Source organism: Candidatus Planktophila sp., from assembly GCF_040402315.1.
Lineage (GTDB): Bacteria > Actinomycetota > Actinomycetes > Nanopelagicales > Nanopelagicaceae > Planktophila.
In genome coordinates this window covers 1-21,368 of sequence record NZ_JBBAMU010000017.1, presented here as the reverse complement: position 1 = coordinate 21,368, position 21,368 = coordinate 1, and the positions used below count along the sequence as shown (strand labels likewise).

The 21,368-nt window shown below is 46.8% G+C and carries 20 protein-coding genes, 1 tRNA gene and 1 other RNA gene; 13 read left to right on the top strand and 9 right to left on the bottom strand.

Annotation, left to right across the window (positions count from 1 at the left end; genetic code table 11):
- Positions 1–102 precede the first annotated feature (102 nt).
- Complete coding sequence (gene cysD / locus AC9UEP_RS04105) at positions 103–1,008, bottom strand: sulfate adenylyltransferase subunit CysD (RefSeq protein ID WP_509544232.1); 906 nt, start codon at positions 1,006–1,008, stop codon at positions 103–105.
- A complete protein-coding gene (locus AC9UEP_RS04100; RefSeq protein ID WP_509544231.1) occupies positions 1,005–1,775 on the bottom strand; it encodes a sulfotransferase domain-containing protein in 771 nt (256 codons plus the stop codon). The genes cysD and AC9UEP_RS04100 overlap by 4 nt, the downstream gene beginning before the upstream one ends.
- Before the next feature lie 149 nt (positions 1,776–1,924).
- Here AC9UEP_RS04100 and AC9UEP_RS04095 point away from each other — a divergent pair, with 149 nt between their 5' ends.
- The 3 genes from AC9UEP_RS04095 to AC9UEP_RS04085 are packed head-to-tail and all read left to right on the top strand — an operon-like array spanning position 1,925 to position 5,629.
- The gene (locus tag AC9UEP_RS04095) at positions 1,925–2,746 is read left to right on the top strand and encodes a glycosyltransferase (RefSeq protein WP_509544229.1); all 822 of its coding nucleotides are present in this window, start codon (positions 1,925–1,927) and stop codon (positions 2,744–2,746) included.
- The gene (locus AC9UEP_RS04090; protein WP_509544227.1) at positions 2,743–4,266 is read left to right on the top strand and encodes a glycosyltransferase family 2 protein; all 1,524 of its coding nucleotides are present in this window, start codon (positions 2,743–2,745) and stop codon (positions 4,264–4,266) included. Before AC9UEP_RS04095 ends, AC9UEP_RS04090 begins: the two co-directional genes overlap by 4 nt.
- Complete coding sequence (locus AC9UEP_RS04085; RefSeq protein WP_509544225.1) at positions 4,259–5,629, top strand: UDP-N-acetylglucosamine--LPS N-acetylglucosamine transferase; 1,371 nt, start codon at positions 4,259–4,261, stop codon at positions 5,627–5,629. The genes AC9UEP_RS04090 and AC9UEP_RS04085 overlap by 8 nt, the downstream gene beginning before the upstream one ends.
- Here AC9UEP_RS04085 and AC9UEP_RS04080 read toward each other — a convergent pair.
- Positions 5,626–6,420, bottom strand: a complete 795-nt coding sequence (locus tag AC9UEP_RS04080; protein ID WP_509544223.1) for a tryptophan 2,3-dioxygenase — start codon at positions 6,418–6,420, stop codon at positions 5,626–5,628. The two genes, AC9UEP_RS04085 and AC9UEP_RS04080, sit on opposite strands and share 4 nt — an antisense overlap.
- Positions 6,417–7,691 carry a kynureninase gene (locus AC9UEP_RS04075; protein WP_509544221.1) on the bottom strand — a complete coding sequence of 425 codons (1,275 nt, stop codon included), beginning with the start codon at positions 7,689–7,691 and terminating at the stop codon, positions 6,417–6,419. The genes AC9UEP_RS04080 and AC9UEP_RS04075 overlap by 4 nt, the downstream gene beginning before the upstream one ends.
- A gap of 24 nt (positions 7,692–7,715) precedes the next feature.
- On the opposite strand from AC9UEP_RS04075, the gene AC9UEP_RS04070 reads away from it, so the two are divergent.
- Positions 7,716–9,488: an ABC-F family ATP-binding cassette domain-containing protein gene (locus tag AC9UEP_RS04070; RefSeq protein ID WP_509544219.1), complete on the top strand. Its 1,773-nt coding sequence runs from the start codon at positions 7,716–7,718 to the stop codon at positions 9,486–9,488.
- Between the two features lie 12 nt (positions 9,489–9,500).
- The gene (locus tag AC9UEP_RS04065) at positions 9,501–10,460 is read left to right on the top strand and encodes a DMT family transporter (RefSeq protein ID WP_509544217.1); all 960 of its coding nucleotides are present in this window, start codon (positions 9,501–9,503) and stop codon (positions 10,458–10,460) included.
- On the opposite strand, the gene AC9UEP_RS04060 is transcribed toward AC9UEP_RS04065, so the two are convergent.
- From AC9UEP_RS04060 to upp, 3 genes are read right to left on the bottom strand one after another with little or no spacing between them, the layout of a single operon-like run.
- Positions 10,387–11,010 carry a DedA family protein gene (locus tag AC9UEP_RS04060; RefSeq protein ID WP_509544215.1) on the bottom strand — a complete coding sequence of 208 codons (624 nt, stop codon included), beginning with the start codon at positions 11,008–11,010 and terminating at the stop codon, positions 10,387–10,389. The two genes, AC9UEP_RS04065 and AC9UEP_RS04060, sit on opposite strands and share 74 nt — an antisense overlap.
- Positions 11,007–12,383, bottom strand: a complete 1,377-nt coding sequence (locus AC9UEP_RS04055; RefSeq protein ID WP_509544213.1) for an NAD-dependent malic enzyme — start codon at positions 12,381–12,383, stop codon at positions 11,007–11,009. The genes AC9UEP_RS04060 and AC9UEP_RS04055 overlap by 4 nt, the downstream gene beginning before the upstream one ends.
- Positions 12,384–13,022, bottom strand: a complete 639-nt coding sequence (gene upp, locus AC9UEP_RS04050; protein ID WP_509544212.1) for a uracil phosphoribosyltransferase — start codon at positions 13,020–13,022, stop codon at positions 12,384–12,386. It abuts the gene before it with no gap.
- Between the two features lie 46 nt (positions 13,023–13,068).
- On the opposite strand from upp, the gene AC9UEP_RS04045 reads away from it, so the two are divergent.
- Together AC9UEP_RS04045 and tadA are read left to right on the top strand one after the other, a co-directional pair.
- Positions 13,069–13,542, top strand: a complete 474-nt coding sequence (locus tag AC9UEP_RS04045) for a tRNA adenosine deaminase-associated protein (protein ID WP_509544210.1) — start codon at positions 13,069–13,071, stop codon at positions 13,540–13,542.
- A gap of 29 nt (positions 13,543–13,571) precedes the next feature.
- A complete protein-coding gene (tadA, locus tag AC9UEP_RS04040) occupies positions 13,572–14,000 on the top strand; it encodes a tRNA adenosine(34) deaminase TadA (RefSeq protein ID WP_509544209.1) in 429 nt (142 codons plus the stop codon).
- Here the strand turns inward: tadA and AC9UEP_RS04035 are convergent.
- The gene (locus AC9UEP_RS04035) at positions 13,989–16,328 is read right to left on the bottom strand and encodes an amino acid permease (RefSeq protein WP_509544207.1); all 2,340 of its coding nucleotides are present in this window, start codon (positions 16,326–16,328) and stop codon (positions 13,989–13,991) included. The two genes, tadA and AC9UEP_RS04035, sit on opposite strands and share 12 nt — an antisense overlap.
- 93 nt (positions 16,329–16,421) lie before the next feature.
- On the opposite strand from AC9UEP_RS04035, the gene AC9UEP_RS04030 reads away from it, so the two are divergent.
- Entirely contained in the window at positions 16,422–17,840 is a 1,419-nt protein-coding gene (locus tag AC9UEP_RS04030; RefSeq protein WP_509544205.1) for an NAD-dependent succinate-semialdehyde dehydrogenase, read from the top strand.
- Between the two features lie 110 nt (positions 17,841–17,950).
- A complete protein-coding gene (locus tag AC9UEP_RS04025) occupies positions 17,951–18,121 on the top strand; it encodes a hypothetical protein (RefSeq protein ID WP_190277052.1) in 171 nt (56 codons plus the stop codon).
- 26 nt (positions 18,122–18,147) lie between these two features.
- On the opposite strand, the gene AC9UEP_RS04020 is transcribed toward AC9UEP_RS04025, so the two are convergent.
- Positions 18,148–18,235, bottom strand: a tRNA-Ser gene (locus AC9UEP_RS04020).
- A gap of 92 nt (positions 18,236–18,327) precedes the next feature.
- Here AC9UEP_RS04020 and ffs point away from each other — a divergent pair.
- The 4 genes from ffs to AC9UEP_RS04000 all read left to right on the top strand — a co-directional run.
- Positions 18,328–18,425: signal recognition particle sRNA small type (ffs, locus tag AC9UEP_RS04015), an RNA gene on the top strand.
- An 81-nt stretch (positions 18,426–18,506) separates the two neighbouring features.
- Positions 18,507–20,237, top strand: coding sequence for a DNA polymerase III subunit gamma and tau (locus AC9UEP_RS04010; RefSeq protein WP_509544202.1), 1,731 nt, complete (start codon positions 18,507–18,509; stop codon positions 20,235–20,237).
- A gap of 11 nt (positions 20,238–20,248) precedes the next feature.
- Complete coding sequence (gene recR / locus AC9UEP_RS04005) at positions 20,249–20,842, top strand: recombination mediator RecR (RefSeq protein WP_509544234.1); 594 nt, start codon at positions 20,249–20,251, stop codon at positions 20,840–20,842.
- A gap of 90 nt (positions 20,843–20,932) precedes the next feature.
- Positions 20,933–21,368, top strand: a 436-nt coding sequence (locus AC9UEP_RS04000) for an amino acid kinase family protein (RefSeq protein WP_509544201.1), incomplete at its 3' end; no start/stop codon positions are given.

The following is a 21,368-nucleotide window of genomic DNA, read 5'->3' as shown; positions in this document are numbered from 1 at the left end:
CGTGCGGGATGCTATCTGTCTCAACTAATAGGCGGCCAATGAGAGTTGATTTACCATCATCAACACTGCCGCAGGTTAAGAGGCGAACTATTGCACCGGACATTAGAAGTACCCCTCGGACTTCTTCTTCTCCATAGAATCTTCATTATCGCCATCAATTAATCGCGTGGCGCGTTCACTGAGCTTTACTTGCAAGACTTCTTCAACAACATCCTCAATAGTGAGAGCGTTGGATTCGACAGCTGCGGTGAGTGGATAACAGCCCAGCGTACGAAAGCGAACCTGCTTCATAAATGGAGTTTCACCATCTTGCAAGGGGTAACGATCATCATCGACCATTATTAATTGTTCACCACGTTTGACTACTGGTCGTTCTTTGGCGAAGTACAGTGGATTTACTTCAATACCCTCCTGCAGGATGTAATGCCAGATGTCGTTCTCGGTCCAGTCAGAAATTGGAAAGACGCGCATGGTCTGCCCAGGGCCCAGCCGAGTGTTATATGTGTTCCAAAGTTCCGGACGTTGTTCACGCGGATTCCAACGATGGCCGGGATCGCGCACGCTAAAGATTCTCTCTTTCGCGCGGCTCTTCTCTTCATCTCTTCGCGATCCACCAATAGCAGCATCAAAGCCATGGAAATCAAGTGCTTCGCGTAGCGCAACAGTCTTCATCACACGGGTGTATTCAGAAATTCCAGTAGTAAATGGGGTGATATTTGCATCCACACCAGCTTGATTTGTATACACAATCAGATTGGAATTGGTTTGCGCAACAACTCGATCTCTAAAAGAGATCATTTCCTTGAACTTCCACGTGGTATCTATATGAAGAAGTGGAAACGGGATTGGTGCTGGGTAGAAAGCTTTACGTGCAAGGTGCAGAAGTACCGTCGAATCCTTACCGATTGAATACATCATGACGGGTTTACGGAAACCAACTGCAGTTTCGCGCAGGATCTCTATTGATTCACTCTCGAGCTCTTTAAGAATACGCGTCTTTAGACTCATACCAGCAACCGCGGGAATACAAAATCAGAGTAACTCTTACTCATTGATACCAGAAAATCTTCCTGGACTTTATTTGAGCGATCTTGTTTTACCGTTGTTGGCTCAAGAGTTAACTTATCCCAATCTGAGAAGCCAGGGAAAGCAGCAAAACTCTGTATCTCGCGAACTTTGTCTGGGTTATGTAAATCTTCAAAAGGCACATCTAGTGTGTGGCAACCTTGCGCTTTGGCATATCGCACATAGCGAGTATAAAACTCTGTAAATTCTGAGATAAATCGGCTTAGCTCACCGGCATCAAGATTAATTACTAGGTCAGAAGTAGAAGCGGTATGCCATTTACCGCTGGCATTTGCTTTCTTGTGGGATACAAAACGATCGAGATGGTTCCTGCGTAAGAAAATTATATGTGGCTTGAACTCAGAGATGAGTGATTCCAATTCCTTATCAGGTAGGTGCTGTGGAAATATCTTGATTACATGAACTCCAGGAATCTTCTTGATTGCGCTTAGTGTTTTTTTAGAGTCAAGAGAGGTTGTTTCAAATTTGTTATAGGACCATTTCTTACGTTGCTGTTTCAAGTTTTGCGAATAGCGAAAAGAGAAAAACGGATAGTGTCGGTTTATCTTTTCGATATTTTTATTCCATGCATTAAAGATGAAAAATTCCCCGTAGTAGTGAAATCCGGCTTGGTCATTTGATAGTAAACTGCCAATCGCATGCGTGCCTGAGCGGGGGAAGGAGAGTACAAAGACTATTTTTGAATCCACCGGATCAGCTTTGCGAAGGTAGTTGACTACGAAATAGGGAAGTAGAGCCCTCACATTAAGGAGAAACTTCTTTATTGAGGGCATTTTACCTTCGGTAGACACTTTTGAATCTTATCAGTCCATGTTTTGAAGATTGATAGTCTTGGCCTGTGTCAGAGCCCGCAATTAAGAGTCTAGATAAACAAACCAGCTTTTTTCAAGAAATTGATGCTCTAGAACTATTACGTAAGCGACGTAGGTCACGAGTAAAGAAGTACCCATCAGTTTCAGTTCTGGTTTCTACGGTTCGTCCAGATGATCTGACTAATCTACTGCAGCAGTTATGCGCTCAAAGCCTTCCCACTTTTGAATTACAACTTGGATTGCATGCAATTCAAGTAAATGCCTCACATAAGAAACTCATCAGGGCTCTGGAGAAACGAAAAGTTTCAGTCAACGTTTACTCATTTGATCAGGAGAAAAACCTAGGCACCATTCTCTCCTCCTTGGGGCAGTCATCCTCCGGTGAATTCATCGCCAAGATGGATGATGATGATTACTACGGACCTGAGCATCTAAGAGATTTATTGGATGCGGCCCTAGACACTGGCGCCGATGTTGTGGGCAGGGCGATGAATTATGTTTATCTTGAACCTCTACAACTGACAGTGCGTAGATTCTCACCTCACGGAATTCAAGCAGTTGAGTTATGGAGTGATTGGGTTTGTGGAGGAACAATTCTTGCTAAGCGCACGGTAGCTGAAGCAGCACATTGGTTTGGTGACGGTAATACCGCGGTCGACAGGTTCTTACTTAGTGGAGTAACTAATAATGGTGGAAAAATTTGGCGAACTTTTGGAGCCGGTTACATTTATCGCCGAACCTTCACATTCCATACTTATGCAACCAACTACTCCAAATACCTTAATGGAGCTAATGAGCATGTGGCTGGAAGATGGCAGCACCCCGTTTTTGGGAGTATTCACGCATGAGTACCAATTTTCGATTTAACCGCCCACAAGACCTTTCACCTGTTTTAAAACCATCACTTTCAGTTGCGGTAGTTATTGCCTGCAAAGATGGACAAGAAAAACTAGATCTTGTTTTAGCTTCTCTCACCTCGCAGAGTTACCCATCTCGATTAATCAGCATCTACATCATTGATGATGGGAGTAGTACTCCAATAGTTATTCCTGCTATTTCTCCCAAAAATACTCGCCTGGTTAAGTACAAAAATTCCCCCTCTCACTGGGGAAAGACTGCCGCCACAAATCATGTTGCAGCAGGGCTGAAAGAGGATGTTCTATGGTTCATCGATGCAGATATGGTCTTTGAACCTAACCACTTAGCTCATCATATGAAGTGGCATCATGCTTGCGATGATTTTGCAGTTTTAGGCTGGAAAAAATTTGTCGATCACTGGGAGTACACACCAGCCATGCTCTTAGAATCGCTACGCAAGGGTGGTTTTCACAATTTACATACCCAGAGCTGGAGTAAAGAGTTATGGGAAGAGCGGGTAAATCGCACACAGGATTTAATTAATCCCGCACTTGAAGGTTACCGAACTTTTGTAGGTGCAACTTTCTCAATGATGAATTCACAATGGAGGAAACTTGGTGGTTATAACCGCGAACTTATCACCGGAGAAGATATTGAACTGGGGTGGCGCATCTTTACAAATGGGCTAAGAACAGTTCCAGAACGAGAAGCGCACTCTTGGCATTTAGGATTTAGTACAGTTGAGAAGAATAAAGAGTCAATTCACCGACATAATGATCCAGCCTTAGCGCAATTTATTCCTGAGATGCACTCAGTTCGATCACGGCATAACTTTGATTGGAAAGTCCCTACATACGAGGTATTTGTTGACGCCCGCAAAGTAACCTTAAGTGAGTTGCTATTGCGTAGGCAGGAGCTGCTAGCAACTAACGGCACATCTGCTCGTTTCACACTGATAGGTCCATGGAAACTTCTGAGAAATCGATACTCTCCAACTTCAGATATTTATGCAGATCTTCGCGAAATCCATAGCTGGCTCAAGGGAGATGAAAGCTACACATTTGTTGAAATTGATTCCAAAGTGAATCTAACAATCGATAGCGTAATTGAATTAATCCGGCCAAGTGCAACTCCGCACTACGTATTTTTTGAAGGCACATCCAAGATAGATTTGAAGCATTTAGTTGATTTTCAAATATCTCAAGGTTACGGCTTATTAGGAGTTGTTGATAAGCAAGACAACCGTGCATATGTCATCTTTGGGCCAGCGCTTTCTCGTGCTCTGAGCTCAGGAGGAAATGTCTATGAAAATATTTCCAAACAATGGGGAATTAATTGGATAACTGATGAGAAGTTTCTTCAATTCAATTCCGGTAAAAAATCTCGATTTAAGCGCTTTAATCGATTTATTAAACGCGAAGGAAAGAAGATTAATTCTCCTTTGCAGCTGGTAATTTTCCTCCAGAAAATAAGCAAGTTGATACTCCGAAAAGTATTACGTAATGGTTAAACCAACAATTATTCTTGCGACAAGCAATGGAATTGGAATGGGGCATCTTGCCAGAGCGACAGCAATAGCCAGCGCGATGCAAGAATTTGCAACACCCGTGATTGTCTCTGTTGCTGGAGGTATTGCTGAGATTCCATCGGCCACTGGAATTCGCTGCGAGTACATCCCTGGAAAGACGCGTGGATGGATGCCAAGAAGTAAATGGGATACCTATTTTCGCGATCGCCTAGTTGCGATAGCGCAGGAGACAGGGGCCCGCATTATCGCCTTTGATGGAGTTGTTCCTTACCCTGGTTTTATCGCCACAAAATTAGTGAATCCTGAATTAGATATTGTGTGGATTCGAAGAGGGATGTGGCAAAGAAATCTCTTGCGTTTTGTTCTACCTTTTCAATCGCAATTAGTAGATCGAGTGATTGAACCTGGAGATTTTGCCCGAGGTTATGACTTGGGACCAACAGTTCATCGCAGTGAAGGGATTCTCACTGCTCCGGTTTCACTATTTCAAAAAGATAAGGCTCTTTCACGCGCTGAAGCGCGAAAAATTTTAGGCCTTGATTCAATTCGTCCAGCTGTGCTGGTTCAACTTGGCACTGGTGAAAGTGACGTCAATGAGAAGATGACTGCGGCTTTGCGCGGACTAATCGGATGGAAAGATTTGCAGGTTGTCCTCACTAAAGATCCAGTAGATAAAAATGGCGCTTCATTGGTACCCGAAGGTTTAGATATTCGGGTAGTGCGCCATTTCCCGCTAGCTCAGGTGTTGCGCGCATTCGATGCAAGCGTCTGCGCCACGGGATACAACGGGGTTCATGAACTATTACCGGCTCAGGTACCAACTGTGTTCGTTTCAAATATTCGAGGAACGGACGACCAAGAAGCGCGCGCTAAGTGGTGTCACGACATGGGCTTTGCGATACGAGCTGATCAAGCAGATTTGCAAAACATCACTAACGCGGTTAAGAAATTACAAGATTCGCAAATTCGTGAGCGACTACATCAGCAATGTGCTCATCTTCCCGATCCAGTCGGTGGAGCAGAAATTGCGAAGATTCTTTATGAATTGGCATGCAAGACAGGGATGTCTCGTCCAGGGCCCATGAATCGCCTGAAAAAGCTTTTGTTGTGGGGAGTTCTCAGAAGGGCGGCTCTAATTTATCGCACGATAAATCCTCACAAGGTTGAAAATTTAGTGCACAGCGAGAATCCAATCTGGGGATCTCAAAATACGGTTGAAGAACTCGCTCCACTTATTAAGGGAACGATTCGATTTGAACATCTCATCATGGGTGCATCAGAAAACTACATCAGACGACGCAGGGAGATTGCTCACTCTGCCTATGGCACTCGCAGTCCTAGCTAGAAGTGCGAACGGATTTCCCAAAGATCTTTAAAAATCGGATTAAAGAGAGTGCTTGCAAGATATTCCACTCCACTGGAACCACCTGTTCCCATCTTCTTTCCGATTGTTCTTTCGACCATTTTCACATGGCGGTATCGCCACTCTTGAATACCCTCATCGATATCTACTAATCGTTCGCTGACCATGGAACTCTCCGGATCCTGCTTATGAACAACTAAGAGGACTTCTTGAACAAGGGTATTGGATTCATATGCAATTGATTTATCTCGCGAGATTACTTCCTGAGGAAGTGTGTAACCGCGTGTCTCCAAATACGCAAGGAAAGAATCCCATAACGAATTACGAGCAGTAATCTCATTAATTTCTAATTGAATTTCGGGTGGGAGATGGCTCGACATACGGCTATCGCGACGTCCAAGAATCGCTTCTACTTTTCTAAACTGTGCTGATTGAAATCCGCTAGATGATGAGAGAAAGCCTCGAAAAGCATTAAATTGAAGTGGCGTCATTGTTTCTAAGATATCTACCTGTGCAACACATACCTTCATGATGGTCCGGATCCGCCCAAGGATTGCAAGTGCGTAGTGAGTATTGCCTGACTCAAGTGCGCGTTGAGCTTCTAAGAATTCATGAATTAATTGCTTAAACCAGAGCTCATAGGTCTGATGGATGATAATAAATAGCATTTCATCGTGCTCGGGTCCGGTAGAAAGCGGTTTCTGAAGTGCAAGCAATTCATCGATGGCAAGATATGAAGTGTATGTAAGGGCAGAATCAAATTCATTGCTCATGTGACTCGAGATCCTATATCTGTAATCTTTTCATACTGACGTGTCTCAGTGAGAGCCTTAATTCTTTGCAATCCATCCCACACCTCGACATATGAGGTAGCTAGAGGAGAGATAGCTAAACGAACTGAGTTAGGCGTGCGGTAATCGGGAATTACGTTGGCAAATTTTCGAAGCGCAACACATATTCTTGCGGCATCAGGATGGCCGATGGCGATATGCCCGCCCCGTTCTTGAGGGTTTCTAGAAGTTAAAAGAGCGTAACCAAGAGGAGCTAACCATTCATCAAATAAGTCGATCATCATCTGAGTCCCAATAGCAGCCTTCGATGCTATGACGTTTATACCTGCCTCTTCAATCATTGCATAGGAAACTTGCACACCACGTATTCCAATAATGGAAGGACTCGCAATTTGGAAACCGCGAATTCCGTCGGCCTTAACAAATTCAGCCCCCATGCCGAATTGATCTTCATTCGCAAACCATCCCTGAATGGGAGTCTGTAATTCATTTTGAATTTTCTTATTCACATATAACCACGCGGGTGATCCAGGACCAGCATTGCCATATTTATATGTGCACCCCACCGCAAGATCAACACCGTTGGCATCGAAGTTCATCTCGATAGCGCCCGCTGCATGGCTGGCATCCCAAACAACAAGCGCACCATAATTTCGCGCCAAGTCAGTGATGGATTTAATGTCCGTACGAGCACCAGAGCGATATTGAATCACTTGAAAAGTTACGAGTGCTACATCTTCTGTCATGTACTTCTCGAATAGTTCTGCGGTGATTAACTCATTCTCTGCGACAGTAGGATCTTCGTTATCGATGATTATCAGATTAAGCCCATGGCTCTTTGCGATTCCATCGAGTATGTAACGATCAGTTGGAAAATTTGCGGCATCGGTAATGATTGTCTTTCGACCAGGGCGTGCGTTAATTGCTGCTAAACAAAGTTGATAGAAATTAACTGAAGTCGTGTCACAGACAAGAACTTGTCCGGTGCCAGCACCGAGAACTGCCCGGCCCAGCAGATCTCCAGCCACCTGAGCTTCATCGATCCAATGACTCCAACCGGTAACGACTTCATTGCCCCACTCTTGGGAGAGATAATCTCCTACCGCCTTGACGGTGGCATGGGGCAACCTACCGAGTGAATTTCCATCGAGGTAGCAGAGATTTGGGTCTGTAATCACAAACTTGCTTCTGTAATTGGCGAGCGGATCATTCTTATCCAATTCCAACGCATAAGCGCGGTCAGTGACCTTCATAGTTCAAAGGTACGCTCTCCTACCGTGGCGCGCAATGTTGTAAATATCGAAGAGGTTTTCAAAGCCTTCGATATTCGTCCTCTTCTCGATGGTGTTTCACTCGGAGTCTCAGAGGGTGAACGAATTGGAATCGTAGGACGCAATGGTTCGGGTAAAAGCACGCTTATGAAGATTATTGCAGGCGTAGAAGATCCGGACGCTGGTCGAGTAACAAAATCAAATGTAGCGCGTATTGGAATTCTCTCTCAGATTGATACAGCCGCCGCCGATGCCACCGTTGGTGATGTTGTGATTGGCAATCGTGAGAAACACGAATGGGCTAGTGACCCACAGATACGCGAGATATTTACTGGACTATTTGGTGGATTCGATGACCACCTATTCGAAAGAGTATTCTCATCGCTATCAGGTGGTGAAAAAAGACGGGTAGGCCTTGCCAAGTTACTCATTGATGACCTGAATCTGATTTTACTTGACGAGCCAACAAACCACTTAGATGTTGAAGGCGTTGCCTGGCTTGCCCAGCATTTGAACAATCGAAAAGATTTAGCACTACTTGTTGTTACTCACGATCGCTGGTTCTTAGATGCCGTCACAGATCGAACCTGGGAAGTAGTGCTTGGAAAAGTAGAAGAGTATGACGGTGGTTATTCGGCATTCGTTTTAGCAAAAGCAGAGAGATCTCGTCAATCAAATGCAATGGATGCTAGAAGAAATAACCTGATTCGAAAAGAACTAGCGTGGCTTAGACGAGGCGCACCGGCTAGAACAACGAAGCCAAAGTTTCGCGTTGATGCCGCAAATGAATTAATTTCTGCCGAGCCCGCCCCGCGTGATTCAACCGAACTCTTAAAGTTTGCACTTAACCGCTTAGGAAATACTGTCTTTGAACTACATCATGGCCTTATTAGGGCCGGTGATAAGAAGTTAATCGAAGATCTCACATGGAACATCGGTCCGGGTGATCGCATAGGAATTGTGGGCGTTAATGGCTCAGGGAAAACAACGCTCATGCGAACTTTGGCTGGCTTGCATCAACTCTCAGCCGGCAAACTTGTTACAGGTATTACGGTAAAGATTGCCTTTCTCACTCAGCATTTAGATGAGTTAGATCCAGAGTGGCGCCTACTTGAAGCGGTGGAAAAGGTTGCTACCCATGTGGAGATTGGCAAAGGAAAGACTTTGTCTGCTTCCCAGCTATGCGAACGTCTGGGCTTTGATCGTGATGCGCAATGGACACCGGTAGGTAATCTGTCAGGCGGAGAGCGTCGCCGATTGCAATTAACTCGACTATTGATGGATTCACCCAATGTTGTATTACTTGATGAGCCCACAAATGATTTTGATATCGAAACCCTCACCGAACTTGAAGATTTACTCGACAGCTATGGTGGATCACTAATTGTTATTTCTCACGATAGATATTTCCTCGAGCGAGTCTGTGATCGCTTCTATGGGTTGCTCGGGGATGAAGTACTCCGTGATTTACCGAGAGGTGTAGATCAATATCTGGAGCAACGTGCTGAAGCAGTGTCGTCACGGAGTGGCACTGCACAAAAGCAATCATCTGGTTCGAGTGCAGCAGAGCAGAGACAACTCAAGAAAGATCTCGCCCGCCTTGATAAGCAGATAGTCAAAGGTAAAGAGAGAATTGCAGAACTATTAGCCGAACAAGAGCGTGAAAGCGCGAATCACCAACGTTTAATTGAACTCGCCAGTGAACTTGCTTCGGCTGAAAGTGAACTTGCGAGCCGAGAAGAAGAGTGGTTGCAAGTGACGCTAGCCCTCGAAAGTTAATAGGATTAGGTCATGTCTAGAAAGACGCAACGTTTAGATTTCCTCGCCGCGGTCTCTGGAGTGATGATTGCTCTTCAAGCCCGTGCAAACGGCGAACTCTCGCATTTAATTGGAAATGGTGTAGAAGCGGCGCTTGTCTCATTTGGGTCAGGTCTGGCCATCATTGCGGTGATTGCACTATTTAACCCCGCTATCAAAGCTGGTGCGCGAAACCTTCGAGGCGCCGTTGCCCGTAAAGAGTTGCCAAAATGGACCCTCTTTGCAGGGGCGCTGGGCGGGAGTTTTGTTGCGGTGCAAACACATATCGTTCCCCTGATCGGTGTGGCAATTTACTCAGTTGCATCTATTGCAGGACAGACCGCAGCATCACTTGTTGTTGACCGTATTGGATTAACTGGTGGTGGCAAGAAGCACATCACTCCCCGACGAATTGCAGCCGCTCTATTTACAGTCTTTGCAGTTTTCATCTCGGTCTTCGATCGCCTAGATGCACGCAATCTTTCGATATTTGCCGTTGTGTTGGGCTGTATTGCGGGGGCAATTGTTGGAGTGCAGCGCGCACTCAATGGACAGATAAACGAACATTCTCACCAGAGTTTTACAACTTCTCTTCTTAATTTCATCATGGGAACCATTTTCTTGGTAATTTTTCTATCAATGCTTATTGCGGTAGGCCCAACAGAACTTGTTCCTTTACCTGCCGGCCCATGGTGGATTTACACGGGAGGCGTCATTGGTGTTATCTACATTGCCTTTACTTCAACAATCGTTCAGCACCTCGGAGTGTTAACTTTTACGCTTTTCAGCGTTGGAGGACAACTAGTTGGATCATTGCTGATTGATTTTTATTCACCCACCGAAGGTGTGCAGGTAAGTGTCTACCTGGTTACAGGAATTATTATGACTTATTGTGGGGTTCTCGTCGGTGGCGTAAATAATTCACAATCCCGGAAACGATTGAACCGACAATAAAAAAGGCTGCAATCGCGTAAGAGAATGTCTTCACCCACGGAAAACTTGCCGCATAGAAGCCAGCGAGAGTGATTCCTGCGCCCCACAGAACTGCGCCCAATGCATTTGCAGATAAGAATTTGTAGTAATTCATCTTCGATGCCCCTGCAATGGGTGGAACAAATGTTCTAATCCAAGGGAAAAAGCGAGCTGCCACAACTGCCCACCAACCTGATTTTTCATAGAATCGTTCAGATCTTGCAATCATTCGCTGCACACGTGGTGATTTTCTCTTGTCGAGATAAGGGCGCCCTACAACACGTCCAATAACGAATCCGACTTGATCGCCGAAGAATGCCGATACCAAGATGATTGCCACTAACACGGCAATATTGATATTTCCATGAGAAGCAGCGACTAGGCCCGCGCTAAATAAGACAGAGTCACCAGGCAAGAAGAAACCAAAGAGAAGGCCAGTTTCAATGAAAACTATCGCCCCGATAAGAATATAAAAGATGAACGGAGCAAGAGTTGATAGTTGAGAATCAAATGATGCAGCTAGTTCAATCACACAGAAGCCTTCACTGCCGCCGCAACTTTAATAACGACGTTGGGATCGAAGACGCTAGGTACAATAAAAGATGTATTTAGCTGTGATGGGCTTACACAATCTGCAATCGCTTCCGCAGCTGCTACAAGCAACTTATCGGTGATTTTGTGAGCATTTGCATCGAGTAATCCACGGAAGATGCCCGGGAATGCAAGCACGTTATTTATTTGATTAGGGTGATCACTTCGACCGGTGGCAATTACCGTTGCATACTTTCGAGCGATTACTGGGTCAATTTCTGGGTCCGGGTTGGCAAGTGCAAAAACAATTGAACCCGCTGCCATGGCAGCTATATCCGCTTCCTTGAGAACGTGAGGTGCACTAACTCCGATAAAGATATCGGCTCCCACCATTGCTTGGTGAATATCACCAACGAAATTGCCAGGGTTAGAGTGCTCGATAAACCATGAACGCATTGGATCTGATGATTCCAAATCTCCACCGATGAGTCCATCTTTATCGAAAGCAATAATATTCTGAGCACCACTTAAGAGAAGAAGTCGCGCAATCGCTGTGCCAGCAGCTCCTGCACCACTCATAACTATTTTTACAGCAGACATCTCTTTCTTCACCAACTTAAGAGCATTGCGCAGCGCTGCTAGAACGACAATCGCAGTGCCATGCTGGTCATCATGAAAGACTGGAATATCAAGCAGTTCACGCAATCGACGCTCGACTTCAAAGCATCGTGGTGCTGAAATATCTTCGAGATTGATTCCTCCATACACGGGGGCAATAAGTTGCACTGTGCGAACAATCTCATCAACATCTTGCGTATCTAGACAGACCGGCCAAGCATCTACATTTGCAAAGCGCTTAAAGAGCGCTGCTTTTCCTTCCATTACGGGAAGCGCCGCGGAGGGTCCGATATTTCCAAGGCCGAGCACGGCAGAACCATCGGTTACAACAGCCACCGTATTGCGCTTCATGGTCAGGCGGCGAACATCTGATGGGTCATCAACAATTGCTTGTGAAATACGAGCGACGCCGGGTGTGTAGGCACGAGATAGATCGTCACGAGTTTTCAGAGGAACCTTTGAAGTTACTTCGATTTTTCCACCGAGGTGGAGCAAGAAAGTGCGGTCACTCACCTTACGAACTGTGAGGCCATTATTGGCTGAGAGAGCATCATGAATCTGTTGAGCGTGGTCAGAGTCGATCGTGTCGCAAGTGACGTCAATGACTACTTTTTCGAGTAAAGATTCAACAACATCGAGTGCGGTAATTGTGGCGCCAGCATTGGTAATTGTTGTCGTGATTAAAGCAACAGGTTGAAGTTCCGGAGATCCCTCAACACGAATTGTGATGCCATACCCAGGGGATGTTGAAGCCATTTACACAACTCCATAGAGACGGTCACCGGCATCGCCTAAGCCAGGGACTATGTATCCCTTTTCATTTAATTTTTCATCGAGTGATCCTGTCACGAGCGTGATAGGAACTCCTGAATTTTTAAATTCATTCTCAAGTGCCTTAATTCCTTCTGGGGCAGCAAGTAAACAGATGGCAGTAATTTCATTGGCACCACGCTCGATCAGGTAATTAATAGCCATAGCCAACGTTCCACCTGTTGCAAGCATTGGATCAAGGACAAAACATTGGCGACCAGATAAATTTTCAGGTAAACGATTTGCATAAGTGCTTGCCTGCAGCGTTTCTTCGTTGCGCACCATCCCAAGGAATCCAACTTGTGCGGTTGGCAATAACTTTGTCATGCCTTCGAGCATTCCCAAACCTGCACGCAAGATGGGCACGACAACTGGACGCGGTTCAGCTAGTACTAATCCGGTCGTAGCAGTCACAGGAGTCTTGATTGAAATAGTTGTAGTGCGAACTTCACGAGTTGCTTCATATGCCAGCAGGGTCACTAACTCTTCAACAAGAAGTCTGAAAGTTGGAGAATCGGTCTTTTCATCGCGCAGAATGGTTAATTTATGAGAGATTAACGGATGGTTAGCAACGTGAACTTTCATGTCCGCTACCCTACAGGGCTTTCTTTCTAATCCAATGAGTGCCAAAATGGCAGATGTGTCAGAGCAGACCCAAGACTTCGCAATTGAGGCGTGGCATGAAGACGGCCGCTGGTCTCTTGCCGCGTTGCCTGACCCGGATGACTTAACTCACATCATTGATCGGCTAAAGAAGCAACAAACAAACGGTGGCGCTGTTGCTTTAATCGCAATTGATGACGAATTTTTTATCGCAATTCGTGTACTAGGTAGTAACGTTAAATACTTCATGAGCGATATCACCGCAGCTCTCGACTATGAAGTGGCCGCTGAATTCTTGGAGATTGCAGATATTGATGCACCTGATGATGAAGATGAACCACTTCCTACAGGCGACCTAGATATCTTTGCTGACTTAGGTCTGCCCCATATGGAACTTTCAACACTCTGCGATGATGCAAATCTCTTTCCAGATGAACTGATTGAAGCAATAGCTAATCGATTGGGATTTGGCGATCAATTTACAGAGTTATTGGAGTCATAGAAATTTCACTTCGTACTCCAGATGAATTAATGGGTGAGGCAATTGCAATAGCCCGGAGTGCGCTAAGCACTGGCGATGTTCCAGTTGGTGCCATTGTTCTAAATCAAGATGGCGTTGTTATTGGTAAAGGCTCTAATGAAAGAGAGGCTAATAACGACCCAACAGCACATGCTGAAGTAGTTGCCATTCGCAATGCGGCTTCGCGGTTACAGAACTCACGCCTCGATGGGTGTACCTTGGTTGTGACGCTGGAACCATGCGCAATGTGTGCCGGTGCTATCGCGCAATCAAGAATTTCACACTTAATCTTTGGTGCGTGGGATGAAAAAGCGGGAGCGGTCGGCTCTGTCTGGGACCTACTTCGAGATCCACGTTCAATTTTCAACGTTGAAGTGACAGCTGGAATACGTGAAGCTGAGTGTGCACAATTACTGAAAGATTTCTTTTCAGATAAGTAATTCGTAAGAAGGATTTAAAATAACGAGCTGGCCATCTTCTTCTCCGACCATTCCCTCTGCGCGGAGCTCCATACCAACTTCCAAACCTGCGATTTCGCGACGACCCAAGAAGTTCAAAGTAATACCACCACTGTGATCCCACACTTCAACTTGAAGTATGGGAGCAGAGCCACGCGGAGCTGTTGAAATTGAAGTTACTCTGCCATGGACCATAGAACGTTTACGCCATTGAATCTCACCGATTGCGGTGACATCGTCGGCATAGTGCGTGATCGGAGCAAAAACCTTCGGAGCATCCTGCATTGGCTTCTGAATATCAGTGGCCTTAACGTGGGTCAGAGTTTCACTCTCATGGTTGATCGCAAGTGGTTTGCCTGAAGTAATTCTGTTGACATCAAATGGCACAATCGTTGCAACCACGCGCTGTAACTGTGAGATTGGTGCTGCAATCTCTTCTGCAGTTTGGTCATGAAGTAAGCGACCTAAGAATCGTGAGTATGAACGACGAGGCAATAAAATAGTTAACTCAACATCAGGTTTCTCGGTCTTACGGATTGCGTAGTCGAGTGCAGAGTTAGCGATTCGACGGTCTGGGCAATCGATGAGTTCAAGTTGAACATCTTCAAGGGCAACGGATGCTGCCCAGGCTTTTTGAATATCTTCAGCGCGACGATCATCGATGACGAAATGCACTGCTCTAATCTTGTGTGGTTTAAGGCTTCGTGCATAACGAACTGCTCCAACTGTCGCAACATCGACGCTATCGACGAATATTGTGACAATGTGACGTGCCATAGAAGTAGCACGCTCTTGCTCAATCTTCACAGAGAGAGCATCTTGTTCGCGTGTGTATTGACGACGTAAACGCAAGAATGTTGCTACCAAGATCGGCGCCGTCACAAGTACCAACCATGCGCCTTGGGTGAATTTAACGACAGAGAAAATGATGACGATTATTAGCGAGATTGAACCAGCAAGTCCGTTGATACAGACTTTAATCTTCCAGCCCTTAGGTTTAGTACGCAGGAAGTAGCGAGTCATTCCGAAGCCAGCCAGTGTGAAACCAGTAAAAACTCCGAGGGCATAGAAGGCAACGAGGTGTTCGACAGATCCGGCCGTAATTACCACCAAGAGGACTCCGCCACCTGCAAGCAAGAGAATTCCATTTGAGAATGCAAGACGGTGGCCGCGCTTAGTTAACTGGCGTGGTAGGTAACCATCTGATGCAATAAAGTTAACTAGCAGTGGGAATGCACTATACGTGGTGTTTGCTCCAGCAAATAAAATAAGCATTGTTGCTAGCTGAACCATAATAAACATAAATGAGCCAAAGGCGCCTGTACCCACTGCAGCTTTAGCAATCTGTGAAATTACTGTCGGAACACCAGATTCATATGGCATGGCATAGATGTGATGAGCAAAGTAAGAGACTCCTAAAACAAGAGTTCCAAGCAGGCAGCTCATGATGACGAGAGTACGTTTGGCATTTACATGCTCTGGTGCTTTAAAGAGGGCAACACCATCAGAGATAGCTTCAAGGCCAGTAAGAGATGATCCGCCATTTGCAAAGGCGCGAAGCAGGATAAAGATTGCGGCAAATGTAAGTAGGCCCTGTGGTTCTCCTAACTCAACGGCACCAGGCGAATCGGTATCGAGCACAGGCAAAGTTCCATTTGCTAAGCGGTAGAGCCCCATACCGAAGACAATGAACATACATCCGATGAAGAAATAGGTAGGAAATGCGAACGCTTTCCCCGCTTCCTTAACTCCACGCAAATTTCCATATGTAAGAAGTGCGATAACTGCAAAAATCATATGCATCTTCCACGGTTCAGCGGAAGGGAAAGTTGAAATTATTGCAGCGACACCAGCGGCGGCTTGAATCGCGAGCGTGACAATGTAATCAAGCATCAGCGCAACAGCGGCAATTTGCGCAACGACAGGTCCGAAGTTATCGCGCGAGACAATATATGCGCCACCAGTTTTTGTATACACATCAATAACATTTCGATATGACAATGTAATGATGACAAGTATTACAAGAACTATTGCAGTCATCGGCATCAAGATTGCGAATGCTGCTAAACCGAAGGCAGGAAGGAGTGCAATCAAAATCTGTTCTGAACCGTAGGCAGAAGATGAAATGCAGTCTGAAGAGAGAATTCCGAGCCCGTATCTCTTGCTCAGACGTTGGTGACCAAGTGAGTGACGATTGAGTGCACCGCCTAGAAGAAAGCGCTTTACCTTGTAGGAGAATGGATCTTTCACGTGCGCGTGTTCCTGTAGTGCTACCGGCTCCGGTGCATCATCGGTCCAAGACTTAGGCACTTCTACTCCCTCGGGCGTTGCAGTTAAGGCATCACCGCTGCGTAGGACACCATTTTAGGTGACCCATCGATATCTCGTAAGTATGCTTATCTTATGCGCACTCAGTTATTTATAGATGGTCAATGGGTAGATGGAAGCGGCACGCTAGACGTTATCGACCCCAGTGACGGCTCTGTTATCGCCAAAGTTGCCACATCCAGTGACGATCAGAACCTCGCCGCTGTAGAGGCCGCCGACCGCGCGGGCCCATCGTGGGCACAGACTGCCCCACGCGTGCGAAGTGAAATTTTGCGGAAAGCCTTTGAAATGATGATTGCCGAAGCCGATTACTTAGCTGAACTGATCTCAAAAGAAAATGGTAAAGCTTTGCCTGATGCCAGGGCCGAAGTGAATTACGCAGCAGAATTTTTCCGCTGGTTTGCCGAAGAGACTGTACGCATCTCAGGTGATTTTCGGATGGCACCGGCAGGGGATAAGCGAATTCTGGTCACACACCAACCTATTGGTGTCTCGCTTTTAATTACACCGTGGAATTTTCCTGCCGGAATGGCAACTCGCAAGATTGGTCCAGCAATCGCCGCAGGGTGCACCATGATTTTGAAACCTGCTGGTGAAACACCACTGACTGCCCTCGCTATCGCCGACATCCTCGAGCGCTGTGGATTACCCAAGGGCGTCTTAAATGTAATTCTTCCAGCGAAAACCGGTCCAGCAATTAGCAAACTGCTTCACGATGATCGGGTAAAGAATTTGTCATTTACTGGATCTACCCAGGTCGGAAAGATTCTGCTCAAAGAAGCAGCAGATCAGGTAATTCGTTGCTCGATGGAAATGGGTGGCAATGCGCCATTTGTTGTTCTAGATGATGCAAATGTCGAAGAAGCCATAAAGGGCTTAATGTTGGCAAAGATGCGCAATGGCGGCGCTGCATGTAATGCTGCCAACCGCATCTATGTCGCGCGTGCTATTGGCGATAAATTCATTGCAGAATTCACAAAGGCTATGGCTGCTATGAAAATGGGCGTTGGTCGAGAGGCTGGAACACAGCTTGGAGCAAGTGTTTCGATGAAAGAACGAAACAAGATTGCCGAACTTGTCGATGCAGCTAAAGCGCGCGGTGCCAAGGTCCACCTCGGTGCTACTACCCCTGATGGTCCTGGGGCTTTCTATCCCGCAACTGTGCTTGAAGTTTCCAAAGATGATGACCTCTTGGCCAATGAAATCTTTGGCCCAGTTGCACCTATTGCACTCTTTGATACTGATGAAGAAGCCCTTGCGCTAGCTAATGACACTGAATATGGGCTCATGAGTTTCGTGTATTCGCAAGATTTAAAACGTGCAATCCGCTTTGCAGAAGGCATTGAAGCTGGCATGGTCGCAATCAACCGCGGATTAATCTCTGACCCTGCTGCGCCATTCGGTGGTGTAAAGCAATCGGGCCTTGGGCGCGAAGGTGGTTTTGAGGGAGTGCATGAGTTCTTGCAGACTAAATACATTGGCGTAGAGATTTAATTTCTTCCATTATTTACCTGACATTCACTATTAGCCGCTGAGTACCTACACCGTGAGGTGGAGAATTAGATCGCTTCCCCAGCCGATTACTTGCTAAAGAAGGGGTTGCTGTGTCACAAATTAATGATCTACCAGAGTGTTTCTTGTGCCGTTCGCAAGACCTCGAACTTGTTATGAATGCAGAAAAAGGACCGATGGTTCTCTGCGACGAGTGCGGGTATTCAAGCTTGATGTCTAATAAACATCTCACGCTGCCAACAGTTTTCACTATCGCTTCGTAATCTGCGCGAGATACCTCTGGAAAACCTGGCGGAGGATGAGGGATTTGAACCCTCGATAGGTTGCCCTATACACGCTTTCCAAGCGTGCGCACTCGGCCGCTATGCGAATCCTCCTGAGTCATACCTACCTGCTTCAATGAAGCCCGTGAGTCCGACCGGCTAAGGGTATCGGTGTCCAAGTGAGTGCTCTGACACTTAAGATTGGGCCAGATCTCCGGTGCGACGCCACCGCGGCCGAACTCCCCCAGGGTAGGAATACAGCAAGGGTAGGTACGCTCTGACGGGTGCACCGGAGGTCCCAAATCAATATAAGCAGTCAGAAGTTAATCAGCTTGCAGCCAATTAGAAGTGAATTGAATTGCGACCTTCACGAGAGTAGAAAAAGATGTCCTTAGCGTTATATCGAAAGTATCGCCCCTCTATATTTGCAGATGTGATTGGGCAGGAACACGTCACTGTTCCGCTTTCAAATGCGCTCGAATCAGGGAAAACTCATCACGCATATCTCTTTAGCGGACCTCGTGGTTGCGGAAAAACTTCAAGCGCTCGCATTATGGCGCGCTCACTTAACTGTGAAAAAGGACCCACACCGAATCCATGTGGCCTCTGCCAATCCTGTAAAGATTTAGTAGCAAATGGTCCTGGCTCTATCGATGTGATTGAACTGGATGCGGCAACACATGGACTTGTCGATGATGCGCGCGATCTTCGCGATAAAGCATTCTTTGCACCAGTGCAAAGTAAGTACAAGATTTATATTATTGATGAGGCCCACCAGCTAGGGCCGGGTGCGTCAAATGCACTACTCAAAGTTGTGGAAGAACCGCCTCCTCACGTAATTTTCATCTTTGCTACAACTGAGCCAGAGAAGTTGATTTCAACAATTCGCTCACGTACCCACCACTACCCATTTCGCTTAGTACCGCCAGGAACTCTGACCACACATCTTGAAGGCATCTGCCAATCTGAAGGCGTGACGGTTGCTAAAGGCGTTCTGCCACTTGTAGTTCGTGCCTCCGGTGGCTCAGTTCGAGATGCCTTATCTGTCCTTGGCCAACTCCTTGCCGGTGCTGGCAAGGATGGAGTCAGCTATGACATCGCTATTCAACTTCTTGGATTTACTGATGGGGCGCTCCTTGATGATGCGATGGATGCCATCGCTGCCCGCGATGGCGCAACGCTATTTAAGACAGTAGATCGCGTGATTGAATCAGGACATGACCCACGTCGCTTCACCCAAGATTTACTCGAACGATTGCGCGATCTCATGATTGTCGACGCACTAGATGCAACTAATGCCAACAGCATCTTGCGCGAACTTCCAGATGATCAACTCGAACGGATGCGCGGGCAGGCACAGAACATCGGACAAGCATCGCTATCGCGCGCTGCAGATATTGCAGCAGAGGGACTCACCCAAATGCGTGGTGCAACTGCGCCGCGTCTTATTCTCGAACTCATCTGCGGGCGCATCTTGCTCCCGATGGGCGATGCCGGTGAATCAGGACTTCTCGCTCGCATCGAACGGCTGGAGCGCGTTGAAAGTATTGCCCCACAGCCTCGAGCCGTTGATAGGGCCGATTACGTAAGTGCGGCAACTGCCGAAGCAAAGCGGGAAGCTCCAGCTAAAGCTGTCAAGGAAGTTGCTGTAGCCGCAGTTGTGAGTGAAGTAAGTGAACCTGCGAAGGAAGCTGCTGCGCCGGCAAAAGCCCAGATTGATGCCATTGATGTGGCAGGGCTGCGAAGGTTGTGGCCTGATGTGATTGAAAATGTGAAGAAGCGCCGCCGCCTTACCTGGTCACTGTTATCAGCAAGTGCACAGATTCTTGGGGTGGATGATAAGAACATCACGATCGGAATCGTTAACTCGGGTGCTCGTGATTCATTTGTGCGCAGCGAGTCAGATGAAATTCTACGCCAGGCATTTATTGAAGTTGTCGGACTTGACCGCAAGATCGAGGTCACAGTCGATCCCAGTATTGAGACCACATCAACTCCGGAATCGCGTGCGGTTCGAACTTCAGAGGCTCCAACAGATAAGACCCAACTATCGGGTGCGGCGCTCCTTGCCTCCGAACTTGGTGCCACTTTCATTAGCGAAACGAGCCACGAATAATGTCAACCGGAATGTATGAAGGCGCGATTCAAGACCTGATTGATGCGCTAGGTCGGCTGCCAGGTATTGGACCCAAGAGTGCCCAACGCATTGCATTTCATATCCTGCAAGCAGATTCTGAAATTGCAGCTAACTTAGTTGAGGCAGTTCGCACAGTGAAAGAGCGGGTTAAGTTCTGCACGCAGTGTGGCAATGTTTCAGAGGAGACTGAATGCCGAATTTGTCGCGACCCCCGACGTGATGGAACAAAGATTTGCGTTGTGGAAGAGAGTAAAGATGTCATTGCAGTTGAGCGCACGCGCGAATTCCGCGGGAAATACCATGTGCTTGGCGGTGCCATCAGTCCTATTGATGGAATTGGCCCAGATCAACTGCGCATCCGAGAATTAATGCAGCGGCTGGCAGATTCAACGATTACCGAGATCATTCTGGCCACAGATCCCAACCTGGAAGGTGAAGCCACCGCCACCTACCTTGCTCGCCTAATTAAGCCGATGGGTATCAACGTCTCGCGCCTGGCTTCCGGTTTGCCTGTGGGCGGAGATCTGGAATATGCAGATGAAGTCACGCTCGGTCGTGCCTTTGAGGGCCGCACCAACCTTTAGTCTCATTATCTGGGCGCTGGAGCATCTCACATAGTAAGATTTTTAGATAATTGGGTGGCGTCATTTTTTCTCCTGCTTCACACTTAAGCCATGGGTCTGATTGTTCAGAAATTTGGTGGCTCCTCTGTAGCTGATGCCGAGGGCATGAAGCGCGTGGCTGCCCGCATTGTGGCGACTAAAAAGGCTGGCAATCAGGTTGTCGTCGTGGTCAGCGCCATGGGCGATACCACTGATGAACTCATTGAACTGGCCAATGCCGTCACTCCGATTCCGCAGGGGCGCGAGCTGGATATGTTGCTCACCGCTGGTGAGCGCATTTCAATGGCCGTGCTTGCGATGGCAATTAATAATCTTGGCTTTGAAGCACTTTCCTTTACTGGATCGCAAGCTGGCGTAATTACAGATTCAGTTCATGGCAAAGCGCGCATCATTGATGTGACACCGGGTCGGATTCGGGAAGCTATCGATGGTGGGGCTATTGCAATTGTTGCCGGCTTCCAAGGAATTTCCCAAGATACAAAAGACA

Bases quoted from the DNA above. Each gene is read 5' to 3' on its own strand.
- cysD (WP_509544232.1), bottom strand. From the start codon at position 1,008: ATGAGTCTAAAGACGCGTATTCTTAAAGAGCTCGAGAGTGAATCAATA.
- AC9UEP_RS04090 (WP_509544227.1), top strand. From the start codon at position 2,743: ATGAGTACCAATTTTCGATTTAACCGCCCACAAGACCTTTCACCTGTT.
- AC9UEP_RS04085 (WP_509544225.1), top strand. From the start codon at position 4,259: ATGGTTAAACCAACAATTATTCTTGCGACAAGCAATGGAATTGGAATG.
- AC9UEP_RS04080 (WP_509544223.1), bottom strand. From the start codon at position 6,420: ATGAGCAATGAATTTGATTCTGCCCTTACATACACTTCATATCTTGCC.
- AC9UEP_RS04075 (WP_509544221.1), bottom strand. From the start codon at position 7,691: ATGAAGGTCACTGACCGCGCTTATGCGTTGGAATTGGATAAGAATGAT.
- AC9UEP_RS04065 (WP_509544217.1), top strand. From the start codon at position 9,501: ATGTCTAGAAAGACGCAACGTTTAGATTTCCTCGCCGCGGTCTCTGGA.
- AC9UEP_RS04055 (WP_509544213.1), bottom strand. From the start codon at position 12,383: ATGGCTTCAACATCCCCTGGGTATGGCATCACAATTCGTGTTGAGGGA.
- upp (WP_509544212.1), bottom strand. From the start codon at position 13,022: ATGAAAGTTCACGTTGCTAACCATCCGTTAATCTCTCATAAATTAACC.
- AC9UEP_RS04045 (WP_509544210.1), top strand. From the start codon at position 13,069: ATGGCAGATGTGTCAGAGCAGACCCAAGACTTCGCAATTGAGGCGTGG.
- tadA (WP_509544209.1), top strand. From the start codon at position 13,572: ATGGGTGAGGCAATTGCAATAGCCCGGAGTGCGCTAAGCACTGGCGAT.
- AC9UEP_RS04030 (WP_509544205.1), top strand. From the start codon at position 16,422: ATGCGCACTCAGTTATTTATAGATGGTCAATGGGTAGATGGAAGCGGC.
- AC9UEP_RS04010 (WP_509544202.1), top strand. From the start codon at position 18,507: ATGTCCTTAGCGTTATATCGAAAGTATCGCCCCTCTATATTTGCAGAT.
- recR (WP_509544234.1), top strand. From the start codon at position 20,249: ATGTATGAAGGCGCGATTCAAGACCTGATTGATGCGCTAGGTCGGCTG.